Origin of the sequence: Mycobacterium sp. (assembly GCF_052143115.1) — a bacterium.
GTDB lineage: Bacteria > Actinomycetota > Actinomycetes > Mycobacteriales > Mycobacteriaceae > Mycobacterium.
The window spans coordinates 1-16086 of the sequence record NZ_JBKQTQ010000006.1; the positions used below are offsets into that span (position 1 = coordinate 1).

Sequence of the window (16086 nt, forward strand, 5' to 3'; positions counted from 1 at the left end):
AGGACGAACGACACTGCTCATGGGCGCGCTCACAGCGGACAGTGGCGCAATGGAGCATTGACAGTGAGTGATGGCCGCCGTGGCATCAAAGCCGGATCCGACGGGCTGTTTACCGACCTTTACGAGGTCCTATCTGGCGGACGATTCGGGCCGACTTCAGAATTCCACAGCGACTCACGTTGAGAAATGGGTTGATACTGCCGGCAAGCCGCCTCCGTTCTGAAGTAGCGAGTGCTCCAGACCTAGCGCTGACCGCGACGTGCGGCTTCGACAAATGCATCGCCGCAGGGCGCCCGGCGACTACCGGTCGTGAAGGATGGGGTGCGCGCGATTTATAGAAAGGGCCTTTCGGCCAGGCGGGCGGGGACTTCTTGCCGCTGACCCACAGCGGTAGAACTTCTAGCGTCATTGACGTACCCGGTTGCCGACGTTGCTACTGCAACGGTTCGGCAGCCGGACGAGGAGATTGGAGTGGTCGTGATGGGCCAAAGCGCAACAGTTCTAGCGGCTTTCGTGGGGATCCTGGTGGTGCTGTTGATGACCGCCTCGATTCGGGTGGTGCAGCAATATCAGCGTGGTGTGCACTTTCGCCTCGGCAGGGTCATCGCGGTTCGTGAACCCGGGCTGCGGTTGATCATTCCGGTCATCGACCGCCTGTGGCGGGTATCGATGCGCATCGTGACCATGCCGATTCAGTCGCAGGGCATCATCACCCGCGACAACGTCAGCGTGGACATCGCCGCCGTCGCCTACTTCCGCGTCATCGATGCCCGCAAATCGGTCGTCGTCATCGAAAACGTCCATGCCGCCATTGATCAAATTGCACAAACCACTTTGCGCAACGTCGTCGGGCAACATTCCCTCGACGACGTGCTCGCCAAGACAGAAGTGATCAACGCCAGCATCCGGCAGATCCTCGACACCACCACCGTGGAATGGGGTGTGGAGGTCACCCTGGTAGAGCTCAAGGACATCCAACTTCCGGACAGCATGAAACGCGCGATGGCCCGCGAGGCCGAAGCCGAGCGCGAGAAGCGAGCCAAAATCATTGCCGCCGAGGGCGAAGCACGCGCCGCCGCGGCGCTCGGCGATGCATCCGACACCATGATGAAGCACCCGCTGGCCTTGCAGCTGCGAAATCTACAGACCCTAGCCGAACTCGGCGTGGAGAAAAACACGACTGTCGTCTTTCCTGCCCCAATAATGAGCGCGATCGGAGAACTCACCAGTTTCCTGACGCGCAAGTCGACCGCATCCAGGTCCACCCCGCCCAACGGTCGGCCCGACGAGGCGCTCAGCCATGCCGCGACGGCGCACTGAACGAGGCCCTGGAAACACGCCTTCACCTACGCGAGTGGGAGTTGCGATGGAGGCAGCGAGCCTAGCTAAGGTCGGCGTGCGCGATCGCGTGATGGTCAGCGTTGAGCCGCGACAGGTCCGCTGGATCGGCAGGCTGGCGATAGCCGGCACGTTGGGGTGGCTGATCCTGTTGGTGGCCCGCGACCATCACGCTGCCGATTGGCACACCCCGGGCCGGCTGACATGGTCGCTATCACTGTTGATAGCGGTGATACTGGCTGCGCGCGGCAGCCTGCTGGGTCGGCCCGTGACTGTTTCTCACGCCGCCATCGCAGTGGTGATGTTTTTGACCGGCCTGGGTGCGCACTCGGTTTCGCTCGACCTGCTCGGCGACGGGCTGGTCGCGGGCGCCGGCGCAGTACTGATGTGGCCGACGGCGTCGCGGCGGGACCCCAGTGCGCTGCAGCGAGTGTGGGCACTCATCGAGGCGACCCACGGCGATCCTCTTGCCCCGTTCGCGATGCAATCAACAAAGAGCTACTACTTTGAAGCCGATGGCACCGCGGCGATCGCCTATCGCACGCGGCTGGGCTTTGCGGTAGTCAGCGGCGACCCCATCGGTCAATGTGACCGGTTCCCGAAGTTAGTGGGCGAGTTCGCCGTGATGTGTCACAGCCGCGGCTGGCGCATCATCGTCCTCGGCTGCGGTGAGCAGTGGCTTGGACTATGGCGTAATGCCGATGTGATCGGTCAATCGCTGCGCCCCATACCGATTGGGCGCGACGTGGTAATCGATGTGTGTCGCTTCAACATGGCTGGGCGGAAATACCGTAACCTGCGCCAGGCAGTACAGCGCACGCATAACGTCGGGATCACCACTGAGGTAGTGGCCGAACAGGAACTCGACGATGCGCTGACGGGCGAATTGGCAAAGGTGCTGCATGCGTCACACCGTGGGGCCCATGTCGAGCGCGGATTTTCGATGATTCTCAACCATGTGCTCGAGGGCCGCTACCCAGGTATCAAGCTGATTGTCGGGCGGGACCGGTCTGGCCGGGTTCAAGGATTCCACCGGTACGCAACGTCGGGCGAGGGCAGCGACGTGACTCTTGACGTGCCGTGGCGCCGTCCCGGGGCACCAAACGGGATCGACGAGCGACTGAGCGTCGACATGATCAATGACTGCAGACAGCAGGGCGGCCAACGGCTTTCATTGGCGTTCGCCGCGTTTCCTGAACTCTTCGACAACAAAAACCGCGGACTGATTGAAAGCACCTACTACATGCTTGTTCACCTGGGTGATTCACTGATCAGACTTGAGTCTCTATACCGCTATCTCCGCAAGTTCCACTCATTCGGCCAACACCGCTACGTGCTCCTGTCGATGCGACACATACCGGCCGCGTTAGTAATTCTGCTGTCGCTGGAATTCATGCCGCACCGACGTGCTTTGCGGCCGGAAGGTCGAGCCGACACAGGGCGGGCCGGCCCGGTCGCTGACGGTGGTCCGCTGAAAGGTTCAGACCGAGGTATTACGTCTGACCGTCCCCCTCGGTGACTTCCGGCCCTATCCGCAAACTATGCATCGCCGAATGATGACATCACGGCAAAATCTCTCGGACGCAAAGGAACCGTTATGGCAACTAGCGGCGGCGATCCACCGTTGTTGTCTCCCTGGCGACTTTGCTCTGCGCTGCAGCGATTTTTCCTTGCTCGTCGTCAGGTGATCTTGGCGAAGTCGCGGCATGGCTGTCACCCAGACTCGTGAGGTCCTCATCGAGGCAACGCCCGACGAGATCATGGATGTATTGCTCGACCTTGAGTCGTTGACCGAGTGGTCCTCGGCCCATAAGAAGGTCGAAATCCTCGAGCGGGACGACCAAGGCCGCCCAAGCAGATCTCGGCAGGTCGTCAAAGTTGTTGGCGTCAGCGATGAGCAGGTGCTCGCCTACTCTGTGCACGACGACGGCGTGAGCTGGACTCTAGTCAGCGCCAAACAACAACGCGCGCAGGAAGCCCGCTACAGGTTGACTCCCGAGGACGATTGCACCAGGGTCCGCTTCGAGCTCACCGTTGACCCTCTGGTGCCGCTTCCGGGATTTCTGATCAAAAAAGGGGCCAAAGGTCTAATGGAAACGGCCACCGAAAGCCTGCGCAAGCGCGTGCTCGAAGTCAAGAACACTCCGAAGTAAGTTCTACCTCGGGCTTGGGGTTCGCCGCGAAAGCGCATGGCCACGCCGCACGCGGCGCTTGATACCAAGCAACACACTCCGCGTGATCAGGGCGATCGCCGGTCTCGCGAGCTCCATGGCAAACACTTCACCGGGGTGCCGCAAGCCAACCCGTGCCCGTGCAATTAGCCGGCTACGGTCGTCCCAATGCGGCTGAAGATGGAATGACCACACCGCCCGCGGCAGATTCGGTGACGTGGCTCGCAGCACGATGCTCCTTTCGGGCGTGATCGCGTCAACGCTCAACGTCAGCCCATTGCGCAGCCCCATCCAGCCTTGCGGGGCCAGTCGCACGACATCACCCACTGCGAGTTGCTGCCATCCCGGATCCACTCGATCGGCGTTGTGGAAGCGGAGGCCGATCAGGTTCGCCAGCGCCTCAGAGTAGAGACTGCCGCGGTCCTGGCCCATCTGTAGTAGCCATGGCCAGACGGCGGACGGCGAAGCGTCGATCCACACCGCCTCAGTCGCCTGGATGACAGGGTCGCCAACCAACTGGTCGCCTGGCAACCGCATCTGGCACTCCTCCTTGGTAGCGCCCCAATTCCGGTAGTACCGTCGCGCCGCGTAGAGCGCTGCAATGCCAGCTGCGATCTGGGCGATTCGTTTCGCGGGAGGTGCCAGGAACTGAAGTCCCGCCCCGTTGAGGACGTTGGTCGTGAATCCCATGTCACGGCAATGGTTCTCTGTGCTCACGGGTGTTGACCACGGACGACGAGCACCGAAGGATTCGCATCGAGCGGCGCCCTCGACCTGGTTAGTTCAACCAATTGCGCGACTTCCTCGTGGTGCTCGGCGCCTAAAACCACCGATCGAATAGACGTTTCGTGCGCTGCCACATACCGGAGGAGCTGGTCGGTGTGCTCGACGCGCATGTCGATGCCGGGATAGCGTCGAGCCCAGTTGACAAGTGACTCGTCGACCGCGGAATCCGTCTGAACATCTCCGGCGTCTGCGTGGCTACCCCGCAGATCGGTCGCGTTGGGGTGGCTCGTCCTCACCACACGCAGGGGAAGCTCGCGTAGCTGCGCTTCTTCCATGGATTGCTGAAGGACGTCGTAGTCGGCAGTCGACGAGTTCAGAAAAGCGGCCACCCAACCGGTTCGCGTCATCGCCGGGTACTGCGCGGCGGGGACGACAGCCACCGAGCAGTGCGCCGCGGCAGCCATGTTGGCGGCCAATGAATCACATGGCCCGTGGGGAACCGCCTTCGGGGCACCGACGCACAGGAGTGCCGCTGACCGTGACTCCTCAATTAGAGTTGTACCCGGATCCCCACTGACGGTTTCCAATTCGAGTTTGACTGGCTTCTGCGTTGCTTCGACCGCGGCGTGCGCGTCCTGCAAGGCGGCCTCCGCCACGAAGTGCTGGGCTTTGACAACGCCCGGTGTGAAGGCCCGATTACGGTCAATCACGTGGAGCAACTTCAAGACGACATCGCGGTGGAGCGCCTCGCCAGCGCCCCACACGGCCGCTGCTACTGCCGCCTGGGAGCCATCAATACCCACTACAACCGACTTTGCAGAGTACTCAGCAATCACGTTGTCTCCCTTGAATTCTTTCGCTTAGTTCTCGCGCATCGCCACAACCGCCGCGGCGAACGACCGTCCAGTTCTTGGCCTTAGGCGTCGACTTGTCCTGTTCCATCTATCGACCTCCGGTCTGGATCGGCCTCGCCGATTCACTTTCCAATGATCCGTTCCCCGGTCGCGGCCGGTCAGGGGAGCAAGTCACCGCGGATATGGCCCAAAGTCACAACATCGCTGAAAGCGCGGATGGCCAGGCTCGCTTGGAACCGTGCGATCGCATCAAGTCGTCACACATAGAAGGAGTCGAGGAGTTCCTTATTCCGCTCGGCCACCACCGCCCGCTTGACCTTCAGCGACGGTGTGAGTTCGCCGCCCTCGACGGTCAGGTCGCGCTCCAGCAAGGCCCACTTCTTGATCGTTTCCCACCGGTTGAGTTCGGTATTGAGTCTGCCGACATACTCAGCGATCATGTCACGCACTGCCTGCAACTCGACCAATTCCTCGTACGTCGCGCCGGTCAAGCCCTGATCGGCGGCCCAACTGGCCGTCACGTCGGCGTCTAGCGCGATCAGCGCGACACAGAAGTTACGAGCCTCCCCGAAGACCAGGAACTGGCTGGCGTATGGGCACAAAGCGATGAACTTCTCCTCGATCGCCGGCGGCACGATGTATTTGCCACCCGAGGTTTTGAACATGTCCTTGATGCGGCCGATGATGCTGAGGAAGCCCTCGTCATCCAAACGGCCCTCGTCTCCAGTGCGCAGCCACCCATCTTCGGTGAAGGCTGCTGCGGTGGCTTCGGCCATGTTGTGGTAGCCCGCCATGACGTCGGGGCCGCGAATCTGGACTTCCCCGTCGGCGCCGATGCGTACCTCGGTCCCTTCGAATGGGAGACCGACGGTGCCGAGCTTGTAGTGATCCGGGCGGTTGATGAACCCCGCTCCCGCGGTTTCAGTGAGCCCGTAACCCTCCAGGATTAGCAGCCCTGCGGCGTGAAACCACTCGGCGATCTCGCGGTTCAACGGCGCTGAGCCGGACACAAAGAAGCGGATACGTCCACCGAAAACCTGACGTACCTTGCTGAACACCAGGCGGTCGAACAGCTTGTGCTGAAGGCTCTTTGCGAGTCCGACCTGTTGACCGGATCGGCGGCTCCTGTCTACGTCGAGTCCCACGGCGACGGCCTTTTCGAACAGCTTGGCCCTAGGTCCGCCCTGTCGCTGTGCAGCGGTGACGATACGTGCGTGCGCCTTTTCGAAGATTCGCGGCGCGGCAGCCATGAAAGTCGGCTTAACCGCCGCGGTGTTCTCCACGATCTTGTCCACCCGGCCGTCCACCGCGCTAACGAAACCGCAGGCCAGCTGGGCAGCTAGTAACACCTTTCCGAACGCATGCGCCAATGGCAACCACAGCAGCTGCAGATCGTCTTCGCCGACCACATCAAGTGCGGCCACGGCCAGCCCTTGATACACCCAAGCCTGATGGCTTAGCCGGACGCCTTTCGGTCGGCCGGTGGTTCCCGACGTATAGATCAACGTCGCCAACCGATCCGGCGTGATAGCTGCGACGGCGTCGCGCACGCACTCTGGATGTTCGGCCAGATACTTGGCACCGAGATCGGTCAAATCCTCCAGTGTTATTACCCAATCCTCGTCGGCCGAGCCATCGAACAACACCACCTTGTCAAGGGTGGGTAACCTGCCGCGACTCTCGGTCAGCTTCGCCACCTGGTCGGCGTTTTCGGCAAAGACGACGCGGGATTCTGAGTCGCCGAGGATGTAGCCGGTGTCCGCCGCATTGGTGTTCGCGTAGACGGTTGTGGTGGCCGCCCCGGCGGACATGATCGCCAGGTCGGCCAAGATCCACTCATATCTCGTGTTGGAGGAGATCCCTACCCGCTGTTCCGGCTCGATGCCCAGTGCGAGCAGCCCGGCCGCCAACGACTCCACCCGGGCGGCAGAGTCTCGCCAGGTCACCGAGACCCACCGTCCGTGATCCAGGTACCGAAATGCTTCCTTATCCGGTGTGGCCTCGACCCGGTCGAGGAAAAGTGCAGCCAGGCTCGGCGCACCAGCTAGAAGGCGAGAATTGTTGGTGGAGGTCATTGGCATCTCACCTAGCCCGATTTAAAGCTTCTCGCGGGTAATCATCGATACCGGCTAGCCGGCCCTGCGTCGTCACCTCGACCGCGGGAGCAGCCAGCAAATCAGGTCTGGGTCGCATAATGTTGGTGTTACGCCGCTGCTGACTCCAACCGTAGGGCCGAAGGTTACCGCGAACGCGGCCGACGGTCAAAACCCGTTTAAACCGCGGGTGTACCCGACCGCCGAATGCCGCATCGTTCCGTTGGGCCAGGTCGCGGCCAGCGAAGGCGGCGTGGGCTGCTCGAATGCAGTACAGCGGTCAAAATTCACTCATGGTTAGCAATGTTCGCTTCGTTCGGGCGTACGCTTGCACCGGGCAACGGCGGTTGCGGAGGTTTCGCGCCTTTGACTAGCGATGACAGCGAATCGACATTTGCGGAATTGGGCCAGCGGGCACCGATCGGCCAGATGCACGAAGGGCTCGACAAAATGCTGGCGGCTCGCGACCAGATGGAACGATTGTTGCGCGCCATCGTCAAGATCGGCTCCGATCTCGACCTGGACGAGACGCTGCATCACGTCGTCACCGCAGCGCTGGAATTGACCGGGAGCCGCTACGGCGCGTTGGCCACCTGCGACCCGGACGGCAACTTGACCTCGTTCGTGCACGCCGGAATGGATGCTGACACGGTGCAGCGGATCGGCAGTTCGCCGGTGGGCAAAGGCATCCTCGGCGTGGTGTTGGACCAGGCATCCGCGCTACGCCTCGATGATCTCACCGCGCACCCGGCGGCGGTTGGGTTTCCCGAGAACTACCCTGCGATGCGAGCCTTCCTGGGCGTGCCGATCATGGTCCGGGGGAGCATGTTTGGCGGCCTCTATCTGACCGACGACCGCCAAGCATGGACATTCGCCGAATCCGATGAGGTCGCCGTTCAGGCGTTGGCGTCTGCTGCGGCGGTGGCCATCGACAAATCACAACTGTTCGAACGCAGTGAGCGGCGGGCAAACTGGATGAAAGCCAGCCGCGAGATCATCACCGAACTGGTGACGGGTATCGACTCGCCGCTGCGGCCCCTGCAGTTGATCGCCGAGCAGGTACAGAAGCTGACGGACGCCGAGCAGGCGATCGTCCTCACTCCTACTGATGCGGACTTGCCGGCCGAGGAAATCGACACGCTGATCGTGTCCGCCGCGGTTGGCGTGCACGCCAACGAGGTAGTCGGGCAAGAGGTTCCCGTCGAAGGTTCGACGACGGGCCATGTCTTTCGCTCCGGGGCACCGCTGATCACCGAATCGTTCCGATACCCGATCCAGGCATTCACCGATGCAGGTGAGCGCTCCGCGATCGCGATGCCGCTGCGCTACGAGCGCACAGTTATCGGAGTGATTGCCGTCGCCCGCAGCAGGGACCAGACACCATTCGATGCCGGCTATCTCGAGCTGGTAGGTGACTTCGCCAGCCAGGCCGCTCTTTCGCTAGCCCTCGCCGCAAACCGTGAAAACGCCCGCGAGCTCTCGGTCCTGGCCGACCGTGAACGCATCGCGCACGACCTCCATGACTACGTCATCCAACGGCTATTCGCCATCGGCATGGATCTACAGGGGACCATCGCGCGCGCACGTTCACCGGAAGTCGCCGACCGGCTCAACCGCACAATCGATGATCTGCAGACCACGATCGAGGACATCCGCACGACGATCTTCGAACTGCAGTCCCCGACCGCTCGTGGTGGCGGGTTCCGTCGGCGGATACAGAAGGTGGTCGCCGATCTCACGGAGAACCGAGGCATTATCACGACGCTGCACATGTCCGGTCCGATGACCGCTGTGGGTTCCGATCTGGCTCAGAACGCCGAAGCTGCCGTCGTGGAGGCGGTCAGTAACGCTGTCCGGCACTCCGGCGCGGCCCACTTGAGCATCGACGTGACGGTCGCCGACGCGCTCAGCATCGACATCATCGATGACGGCTGCGGCATTCCCGCCGACAACCAGCGGCGAAGCGGTCTGGCCAATCTGCGTCGACGTGCCGAGCAGGTGGGCGGCACCTGCGGCATCGCTTCACCGCCAGCGGGCGGAACCCTGGTTCACTGGACGGCACCGCTGGTGGATTTCTGAGTCAGATCAACGGCAATCACTGGCACGTTGCCGACCCCATCTCCACTAGGATCAGTTCGGTATTCCCTTGCGCTCAAGGGTATCTCATTCATTAACCATCTCGTCGCCCACATAATTACCCACCTGCTGACCCCAATAGCTATGCCGAGCCTCGGTCATCCTGGCTATCCCGACGAACCGAGATCACGGATCCATCGAAAAGTTCGACGGCAGTGCCTCACTCACCCAATCATTGCCACACCACACTGCTCGCGAACAATGAGCACGGAACGGCCGACGTCTGCTTGATGATCATCTTGCGGGCCACCAGGTTTGTTGTGACGAATGACCCTTAAAACGGGGGCTTGAGTCCCTAGCACGGGCACCCGCCAAATTGTCAGACGCCATTCGTAAGGTCCGCGGTCACCCGACGAGCCGGGGTCCTGACCCCGCCCCCCGCCGACGTTGTGCTCAGCGACGGCTGTGCGGCCCATACGGTCGACTTCCGACCGACGTGAAAGGCCGTAAGGCCACCTGCGCTAGGGACCAATGCCTCCTTCCCGACGGCCGCTTCCCCTCCTAGCGTCAAAAGCTAACGGGCGCCACATCGTGTCCGGGACTTGGTCGTTAAGGAGGGACAGCCAAATGGCCGACTTGGAAAAGCATTTCGGCATCGTAGTCGGGGTCGACGGGTCCGGGTATTCCGATGAGGCGGTGCGGTGGGCTGCACGTGAGGCCGCAATGCGCGAGCTGCCGCTCACGCTCGTGCAGGCTGTCGCCATTCCGGCCCCCGCCTGGCCCGCGGCGCCCATATCCGCGGAGTTGCACGACCTTTACGAAGCCGATGCGCAGGCCATCCTCGACGATGCGGTCGAGATCGTCGAAGACACCATCAAGGAGGGCGGACCGGCTGACATCAAGCGCCAATTGTTCTTTTCCGGGCCGGTACCGACGTTGGTCGACATGTCGAAAGACGCAGACATGGTCGTCGTCGGCGCTCGCGGGCTGGGAACCGTGCGCCGGGTGTTGCTGGGATCAGTCAGCACCGGGCTGATCCATCATGCCCACTGCCCTGTAGCGGTGATACATGACGAGGCTTCCCTACCGTCGCGGACCGGCCGGGCACCGGTGCTCCTCGGCATCGACGGATCACCGGCATCAGAGCTGGCCACCGCGATCGCGTTCGAAGAAGCGTCGTTGCGAGGCACGGGATTGGTGGCCCTACACGCCGTCAGCGACACCGAAGTGGCGCATATCCCGAGCAAGGGAGCGAGGCTATCTCTTGCCGGAGAAATCCTGGTCGAGCGCTTGGCTGGCTGGCAGAAGCATTATCCCGACGTCAGCGTCCACCGCGTCGTGGTGGACGACCGGCCAGCCGCTCAACTTCTCGACCACGCCGAGGCAGCCCAGCTGGTTGTCGTCGGCAGCCACGGCCGGGGCGGGTTCGCCGGAATGGTGCTCGGATCGGTCAGCAGCGCGGTAGCGCACGCATCCCGCACACCGGTGATTGTTGGCCGCAGTCACTAGCGCCGAAAGGATTCCAGCGCTGCGGCGCGAATTTTACTGGGTTGCACAAGATCTGGAGGTTGATTGTGAGCGAGCACATACGTCTCGGGACGGTGGCGGGTTTCCGCCTAGGTGTCCACTGGAGCGTTTTGGTGATCCTGTGGTTGTTCACCTGGAGTCTAGCCAGCACCCTACCCAGCAGTGCGCCCGGTCGTTCGGCACTGACGTATTGGGTGGCCGGGGCTATCGGCGCGGTGGTGCTGCTGGCGTCCCTATTGGCACACGAGCTGATGCATGCCGTCGTCGCCCGCCGCGCCGGCATACCGGTGTCGGATGTGACGCTGTGGCTGTTCGGGGGCGTGACTCGCTTGGGCGGCGAAGCACAAACCGCAGGAACGGAGTTTCGCATCGCGATATCCGGTCCGGTGACAAGCCTGGCACTGGCGGGAGTCTTTACGGCGCTGGGTGCGGTACTCCGGAACTTGGGCGCGGCGAATGTCGCTGTGGGCGTGGCATGGTGGCTGTCAGGCATCAACCTGCTACTGGGTCTGTTCAACCTGTTGCCCGGCGCGCCGTTGGACGGCGGCCGCGTTCTCAGCGCTTACTTGTGGCGCCGCCATGGAGACAAGGTCCGCGGCGAAGTCGGTGCAACGCACGGCGGGCGCATCGTCGGATACGTGCTCATCGCGCTGGGCCTGTTCGAGTTCATGGTTGCATCGATCGTGACGGGGCGTGTGGACCGTGTTCATCGGTTGGTTCCTGCTCACCGCCGCGCATGGCGAGGAACGCAGGATTCTGACCCGCCAGTCTCTTGCCGGGGTACGCGTCGCAGATGCAATGACCGCTCAGCCGCGTACGGCTCCCGGCTGGATCACCGTGGAGGACTTCATCCACTCCTATGTGCTCGGCGACCGACACTCGGCCTATCCCGTAGAAGGCCCGGGCGGCACCATCGTGGGACTGATCACGCTGGCACAATTGCGGCTGGTAGCCCCCGAGGAACGCGGAACCACCCTGGTGCGCGATGCCGCAATGCCAATGGATCGAGTCGTCACTGCCGCCCCACACGAGCCGCTTACCGTTTTGCTTGAGCGGCTGGCTTCAAGCGACGGCAATCGAGCGCTTGTGGTGCACCACGGTGGGGTGGTGGGCATCGTCACCGCATGCGACATCAGCAGATTGATCGACGTCCGCGCGCTCGACGTACCGAGACGTGCTGATCGGGTGTTGTGATACGCAATCGATTTCTCGGCCGGCCTCACAGCGCCATCCGACACCCCGACTCGCGGCGCCGACACAGCGCATCAGCGCTACACGCCGGCCACTCGTTCGCCGATGACGCGGTCACGGCGCAGGGCATCCAGCTCATCGCGGGACAGTCCCAGGCCACTCAGGATCTCGTCGTTGTGTTGGCCGAGCGTCGGCGGGGCGAAGCGGTGGTGGCGAACAGGACCGGGGGTGATGCGGAACGGCCAGCCGGGATAGCGGTGCCGGCCGGTGATGGCATGCTCGAAATCCTCGTAGTATCCGCGCGCATCGAGCTGCGGCACGTCATACATCCGCTCAGGCGCGATCACCTCCGCGACCGGGATATCGCGATCCTGAAGAACCGCAACGATATTGGCGGGCGACTGTGTCCGCGTCCAGGCGGCGACGACATGATCGAATACGTCATGGTGGGCCGCGCGGCGATCGGCCGTCGCCAAGCGATCATCCTCGAGCTGCCCCGGCCGACCCATCGCGTCGACCAGCCGAGACCAGTCGTCGTCGTCGCGTACCGACAGCGCCACCCACGCGTCGTCGCTGTCGGTCGGGTAGACACCTTGGCAGAATCCGCGCTGCCGGTTACCCTCGCGCGGCCGGACGATCCCGTTCATCGAATACTCGATCACCGGTTCGGCAGTGACGGCGGCGCCGACTTCGATCTGCGCGACCTCGATCAGCTGGCCCTCGCCGGTGCGGCGGCGGTGCTCGAGCGCGGCGAGCAGTGCCACGCCCGCGTGCACGCCGACGATGGGATCGGCTGGACCCTGCACGTTGCACGGCGGACCGTCGGCGTAGCCGGTGACCGCCGACATACCGGAAACCTGTTCGATGTTCAACGCCCAGCCCACGTAGTCCCGCCACGGGCCGTCGAGGCCGAATCCCGGCATGCGGACCATGATTACGTCTGGGCGCAGCGCTGCTAGCGACTGGTAATCCAGCCCGAATTGCTCTACCACCCGCGGCGAGAAGTTCTCCACGACGACATCGGCCTGCGCGGCAAGCCGGCGTGCGAGTTCGCGGCCGGCCTGTGAGGTCAAGTCCAGGGTGATATCTCGCTTGTTGAGATTGGTGGCCTGCCACAGTGCACTGCGCTCGTACCAGTCATCGCCCTCGTGCGGAAACGCGGCTGTATAGCGAAAACCGTCGGGCCGTTGGATCGACTCGACTTTGACCACGTCGGCACCGAAGGCGCCGAGGTAACAGGTGAGGTATCCGCCCGCCCAGAAGGTAGTCAGGTCAAGGACTTTCGTTCCGGCGAAAGGCATAGATGGATCCGCGATCTCGCCGACCGGCCGGGGTCCGCGGGATCGTTCACTGCACGTCCCGGGTCGCGACGTCGCCGGTGTCCTCGAGAAGCGAAACGGCGGCCCCGGACGCCGAAAAGGCCAACCCTGTCCCCCGGCGTCGACGAAGGATCCCCGCTTGACGTACTGAGGACATTCCAGCGCGGTGGCGCCGTCTGCCACCGGCGCCGCCGGAATACGCAGTGCCTGACCCAGTTCGACGATTTCGGCGACGGTTCGCTCGCTCAACCAGGGCTGGGCCGCCGCGAAGAATTCGGCACGTTCCGGACCGCCAATTTGGATGGCGAACTGGTGCTCACCGAACTCCGGCAGTTCGAGCATGGCGCACACGTCGAGCCAGTGCTGCCCGGTCAGGCAGTTGATCCCGACCCAGCCGTCACCCGCCCGGACGACACCCAGCATGGGGGCCGAGCGCGTATTGGATGGCAGGCCAAGTGTGCGCATCCGTTCGGCCATCAGCATCGGGTAGGGCAGCGTGGACAGCAGTGCCTGGAACACCGAGACGTCGACCTCGGTGACCCGACTTCTGGATGCGATCCGCAGCGCCGTCAACGCGCCCAGGGCGGCGTAGCCGCTCGCGACGTATTCGGCGATCCGGGCGCCTGCCTGGACGGGAGGGCGGTCGGGATCGCGTGCTGTGATCCAGCCTGATGCCGCCTGCAGCGTCAGCGACGTGGCCACAGCAGCGCGAAACGGGCCGTGCTGTCCGAAGTTTGAGATGCGCACCGCGACAAGGCCTGGATTGATGTCTTGCAATACGTCGACTCCGAGTCCGGACTTGTCCAGGATTCCGGGAGCCAGCGCGTCGATGAGGACGTCGGCGTCGCCGATGAGCTGACGAGCGACGGCTGCGTCGCTTTCACACGTAAGGTCCAGAACCGTGTCGTGCTTGCCGGCGTTGAGGTACTCGAACAGACCGCAGCGATCGGGGTCAGGCTCGCCACCGGGAAACGGGCCCCATCGGCGCAGCGAATCACCAGATGGCGCTTCGATTTTCGTGACGTCGGCACCGAGATCGACCAACAGTTTGCCGCAGTAAGGACCTGAGATCTCATTGGCGATCTCGACCACGCGAAGCCCGTGGAGGGCCCCTGTCACGTGCGCCACTCCTCGATCCCGGCTGCGCCGGCATCTTCGTCATCGGCTCCGCTCATGTGCGCCACTCCTCGATCCCGGCTGCACCGGCATCTTCGTCGTCGGCTCCGCTCATGTGCGCCACTCCTCGATCCCGGCTGCACCGGCATCTTCGTCGTCGGCGCGCGTCACGCGGGCAGTCCCATGGCCTTCGGCTCCATGTACTGACGAATTCCCATGATTCCGCCGCTTTCCCGGCCGAACCCGCTCTGGTTGAAGCCGCCGAACGGTGCCCCGCCGGGACCGAAGCCGTTGACCGCGATCTGCCCGGTGCGAACCCGTCGAGCGACGGCGACCGCGCGGGCCACGTCGGCGCCCCACACCGCACCGGAAAGCCCGTACTGGGAGTTGTTTGCGATCCTTACCGCGTCGTCGTCGTCGCCATAGCGCAGCACCGACAGCACCGGACCGAACACTTCTTCCTGGGCGATGGTCGCATCCGGCGTCACCTCGGTCAGGATCGTCGGTTCGAAGTAAAAACCGGTATCCAGGCCGGCCGGCCGACCGCCGCCGGTCACCAACTTGGCGCCGTCGTCGAGAGCCTGGTTGACGTGTGCCTGAACACGTTTCAGCTGTGCGGCACTGATCAACGGGCCCATCTGAACCTCGGGATCGGTGGGGTCGCCGACCTTCACACCGCGGGCCGCCTCGACCAGCCGATCGACGACGTCGTCGTGGATCGAGTCGGGAAGCAGCAGCCGGCTGTGCAAAATGCAGGCCTGTCCGGCGTGGAACGAGCAGGACTCGAACAGCATCCGCTCCAAGATCTCGTCGCTGAGCGCAATGTCGTCGAGCACGATGCTGGCCGACTTGCCTCCGCACTCGAGCAGCAACCGCTTCATCGTGCCGCCGGCCGCGGCCATCACCTCCCGGCCGACCGCCGAGCTCCCGGTGAAGCTGACCATGTCGATCCGCGGGTCGACGGTCAGCATCTTGCTGGATTCGATGCCGGAGGGGGTGACCACGTTGACCACACCCGGCGGAATGTCGGTGTGCTCGTCAATGATTCGGGCCAGCGCCAGACCCGCGAGCGGGGCCAGTGGCGAAGGCTTGAGCACGACGGTGTTGCCGGCGGCCAGCGCGGCGCACAGTTTCATGACATTGAGCGTGTGCGGAAAGTTCCATGGCGTCAGAATCGACACCACACCGAGTGGCTCGTAGCACAGCAGGGTTTTACCCGCGGCCCCGTAGGCGTCGATCTGCTCCGCGACCGGATGGGTGGCGAGTTCTGCGGTGTTCAACGCCGCGAATGCCGGTCCTTCGACGTGGATAACTCGCTCGTTGCCGGTGCAGCCCCATTCGAGCTGCGCCAGCGCGAAAAACTCGTCGGCATGCTCGAGCAACGCCGCCCCGAGCTGGTTGAGCCAACCCGCCCGCTGCTGGGGTCCGGCGTCGGCCCCCGGTCCCGCGTCGAACGCGGCGCGGGCGGCCGCGATCGCACTGTCGACTTGAGCGGGACTCGGGTCGGGCGCCGAGGCGATCACCGCCTCGGTGGCGGGACTGATGTCGTCGTAGCGGCCGTTCTCGGGTTCGACCCACTGCCCGTCGATGTAGACCGCGTAGGTGTCGATGAGCGAGCGTGGGTCAGCCATGTTCATTCCTTTGGACGGTCCGGCGGCTCAACGTTTGGTGTACA

10 protein-coding genes and 1 pseudogene are annotated in these 16086 nt (G+C 63.5%); 6 read left to right on the forward strand and 5 right to left on the reverse strand.

The genetic code is table 11. The features are described from left to right. The first annotated feature begins 480 nt into the window (after positions 1 to 480). From ACLQI9_RS00375 to ACLQI9_RS00385, 3 genes are all read left to right on the forward strand, one after another. The gene (locus ACLQI9_RS00375) at positions 481 to 1320 is read left to right on the forward strand and encodes a slipin family protein (protein ID WP_442377996.1); all 840 of its coding nucleotides are present in this window, start codon (positions 481 to 483) and stop codon (positions 1318 to 1320) included. A gap of 46 nt (positions 1321 to 1366) precedes the next feature. Then, positions 1367 to 2857: a bifunctional lysylphosphatidylglycerol flippase/synthetase MprF gene (locus ACLQI9_RS00380; RefSeq protein WP_442377998.1), complete on the forward strand. Its 1491-nt coding sequence runs from the start codon at positions 1367 to 1369 to the stop codon at positions 2855 to 2857. Positions 2858 to 3044: 187 nt separating this feature from the next. Next, positions 3045 to 3491 (forward strand): SRPBCC family protein, encoded by a 447-nt coding sequence (locus ACLQI9_RS00385; protein ID WP_442378000.1) that lies wholly within the window; start codon positions 3045 to 3047, stop codon positions 3489 to 3491. A 3-nt stretch (positions 3492 to 3494) separates the two neighbouring features. Here the strand turns inward: ACLQI9_RS00385 and ACLQI9_RS00390 are convergent, their stop codons facing one another. The 3 genes from ACLQI9_RS00390 to ACLQI9_RS00400 form a co-directional block, all read right to left on the reverse strand. Continuing rightward, complete coding sequence (locus ACLQI9_RS00390) at positions 3495 to 4199, reverse strand: SRPBCC family protein (RefSeq protein WP_442378001.1); 705 nt, start codon at positions 4197 to 4199, stop codon at positions 3495 to 3497. Positions 4200 to 4222: 23 nt separating this feature from the next. After that, positions 4223 to 5071 (reverse strand): universal stress protein, encoded by an 849-nt coding sequence (locus tag ACLQI9_RS00395; RefSeq protein ID WP_442378003.1) that lies wholly within the window; start codon positions 5069 to 5071, stop codon positions 4223 to 4225. A 275-nt stretch (positions 5072 to 5346) separates the two neighbouring features. Next, positions 5347 to 7164 (reverse strand): AMP-dependent synthetase/ligase, encoded by a 1818-nt coding sequence (locus ACLQI9_RS00400; RefSeq protein WP_442378005.1) that lies wholly within the window; start codon positions 7162 to 7164, stop codon positions 5347 to 5349. Positions 7165 to 7611: 447 nt separating this feature from the next. Here ACLQI9_RS00400 and ACLQI9_RS00405 point away from each other — a divergent pair, with 447 nt between their 5' ends. The 3 genes and pseudogenes from ACLQI9_RS00405 (at position 7612) to ACLQI9_RS00415 (ending at position 11979) form a co-directional block, all read left to right on the forward strand. Beyond that, on the forward strand, positions 7612 to 9261 hold the full coding sequence (locus tag ACLQI9_RS00405) for a GAF domain-containing protein (protein ID WP_442390734.1): 1650 nt from the start codon (positions 7612 to 7614) through the stop codon (positions 9259 to 9261). A gap of 624 nt (positions 9262 to 9885) precedes the next feature. Further along, positions 9886 to 10767 carry a universal stress protein gene (locus ACLQI9_RS00410; protein WP_442378007.1) on the forward strand — a complete coding sequence of 294 codons (882 nt, stop codon included), beginning with the start codon at positions 9886 to 9888 and terminating at the stop codon, positions 10765 to 10767. A gap of 65 nt (positions 10768 to 10832) precedes the next feature. Beyond that, positions 10833 to 11979 (forward strand): annotated as a pseudogene (locus ACLQI9_RS00415) (site-2 protease family protein). A gap of 77 nt (positions 11980 to 12056) precedes the next feature. On the opposite strand, the gene ACLQI9_RS00420 reads toward ACLQI9_RS00415, so the two are convergent. Both ACLQI9_RS00420 and ACLQI9_RS00425 read right to left on the reverse strand, forming a co-directional pair. After that, positions 12057 to 14414, reverse strand: coding sequence for a CaiB/BaiF CoA transferase family protein (locus ACLQI9_RS00420; protein WP_442390715.1), 2358 nt, complete (start codon positions 14412 to 14414; stop codon positions 12057 to 12059). Between the two features lie 164 nt (positions 14415 to 14578). After that, positions 14579 to 16042 (reverse strand): aldehyde dehydrogenase family protein, encoded by a 1464-nt coding sequence (locus ACLQI9_RS00425; RefSeq protein ID WP_442378011.1) that lies wholly within the window; start codon positions 16040 to 16042, stop codon positions 14579 to 14581. Positions 16043 to 16086 lie beyond the last annotated feature (44 nt).

Bases quoted from the DNA above. Each gene is read 5' to 3' on its own strand.
- ACLQI9_RS00405 (WP_442390734.1), top strand. From the start codon at position 7,612: ATGCACGAAGGGCTCGACAAAATGCTGGCGGCTCGCGACCAGATGGAA.
- ACLQI9_RS00380 (WP_442377998.1), top strand. From the start codon at position 1,367: ATGGAGGCAGCGAGCCTAGCTAAGGTCGGCGTGCGCGATCGCGTGATG.
- ACLQI9_RS00390 (WP_442378001.1), bottom strand. From the start codon at position 4,199: ATGGGATTCACGACCAACGTCCTCAACGGGGCGGGACTTCAGTTCCTG.
- ACLQI9_RS00375 (WP_442377996.1), top strand. From the start codon at position 481: ATGGGCCAAAGCGCAACAGTTCTAGCGGCTTTCGTGGGGATCCTGGTG.
- ACLQI9_RS00410 (WP_442378007.1), top strand. From the start codon at position 9,886: ATGGCCGACTTGGAAAAGCATTTCGGCATCGTAGTCGGGGTCGACGGG.
- ACLQI9_RS00425 (WP_442378011.1), bottom strand. From the start codon at position 16,042: ATGGCTGACCCACGCTCGCTCATCGACACCTACGCGGTCTACATCGAC.
- ACLQI9_RS00400 (WP_442378005.1), bottom strand. From the start codon at position 7,164: ATGACCTCCACCAACAATTCTCGCCTTCTAGCTGGTGCGCCGAGCCTG.
- ACLQI9_RS00385 (WP_442378000.1), top strand. From the start codon at position 3,045: ATGGCTGTCACCCAGACTCGTGAGGTCCTCATCGAGGCAACGCCCGAC.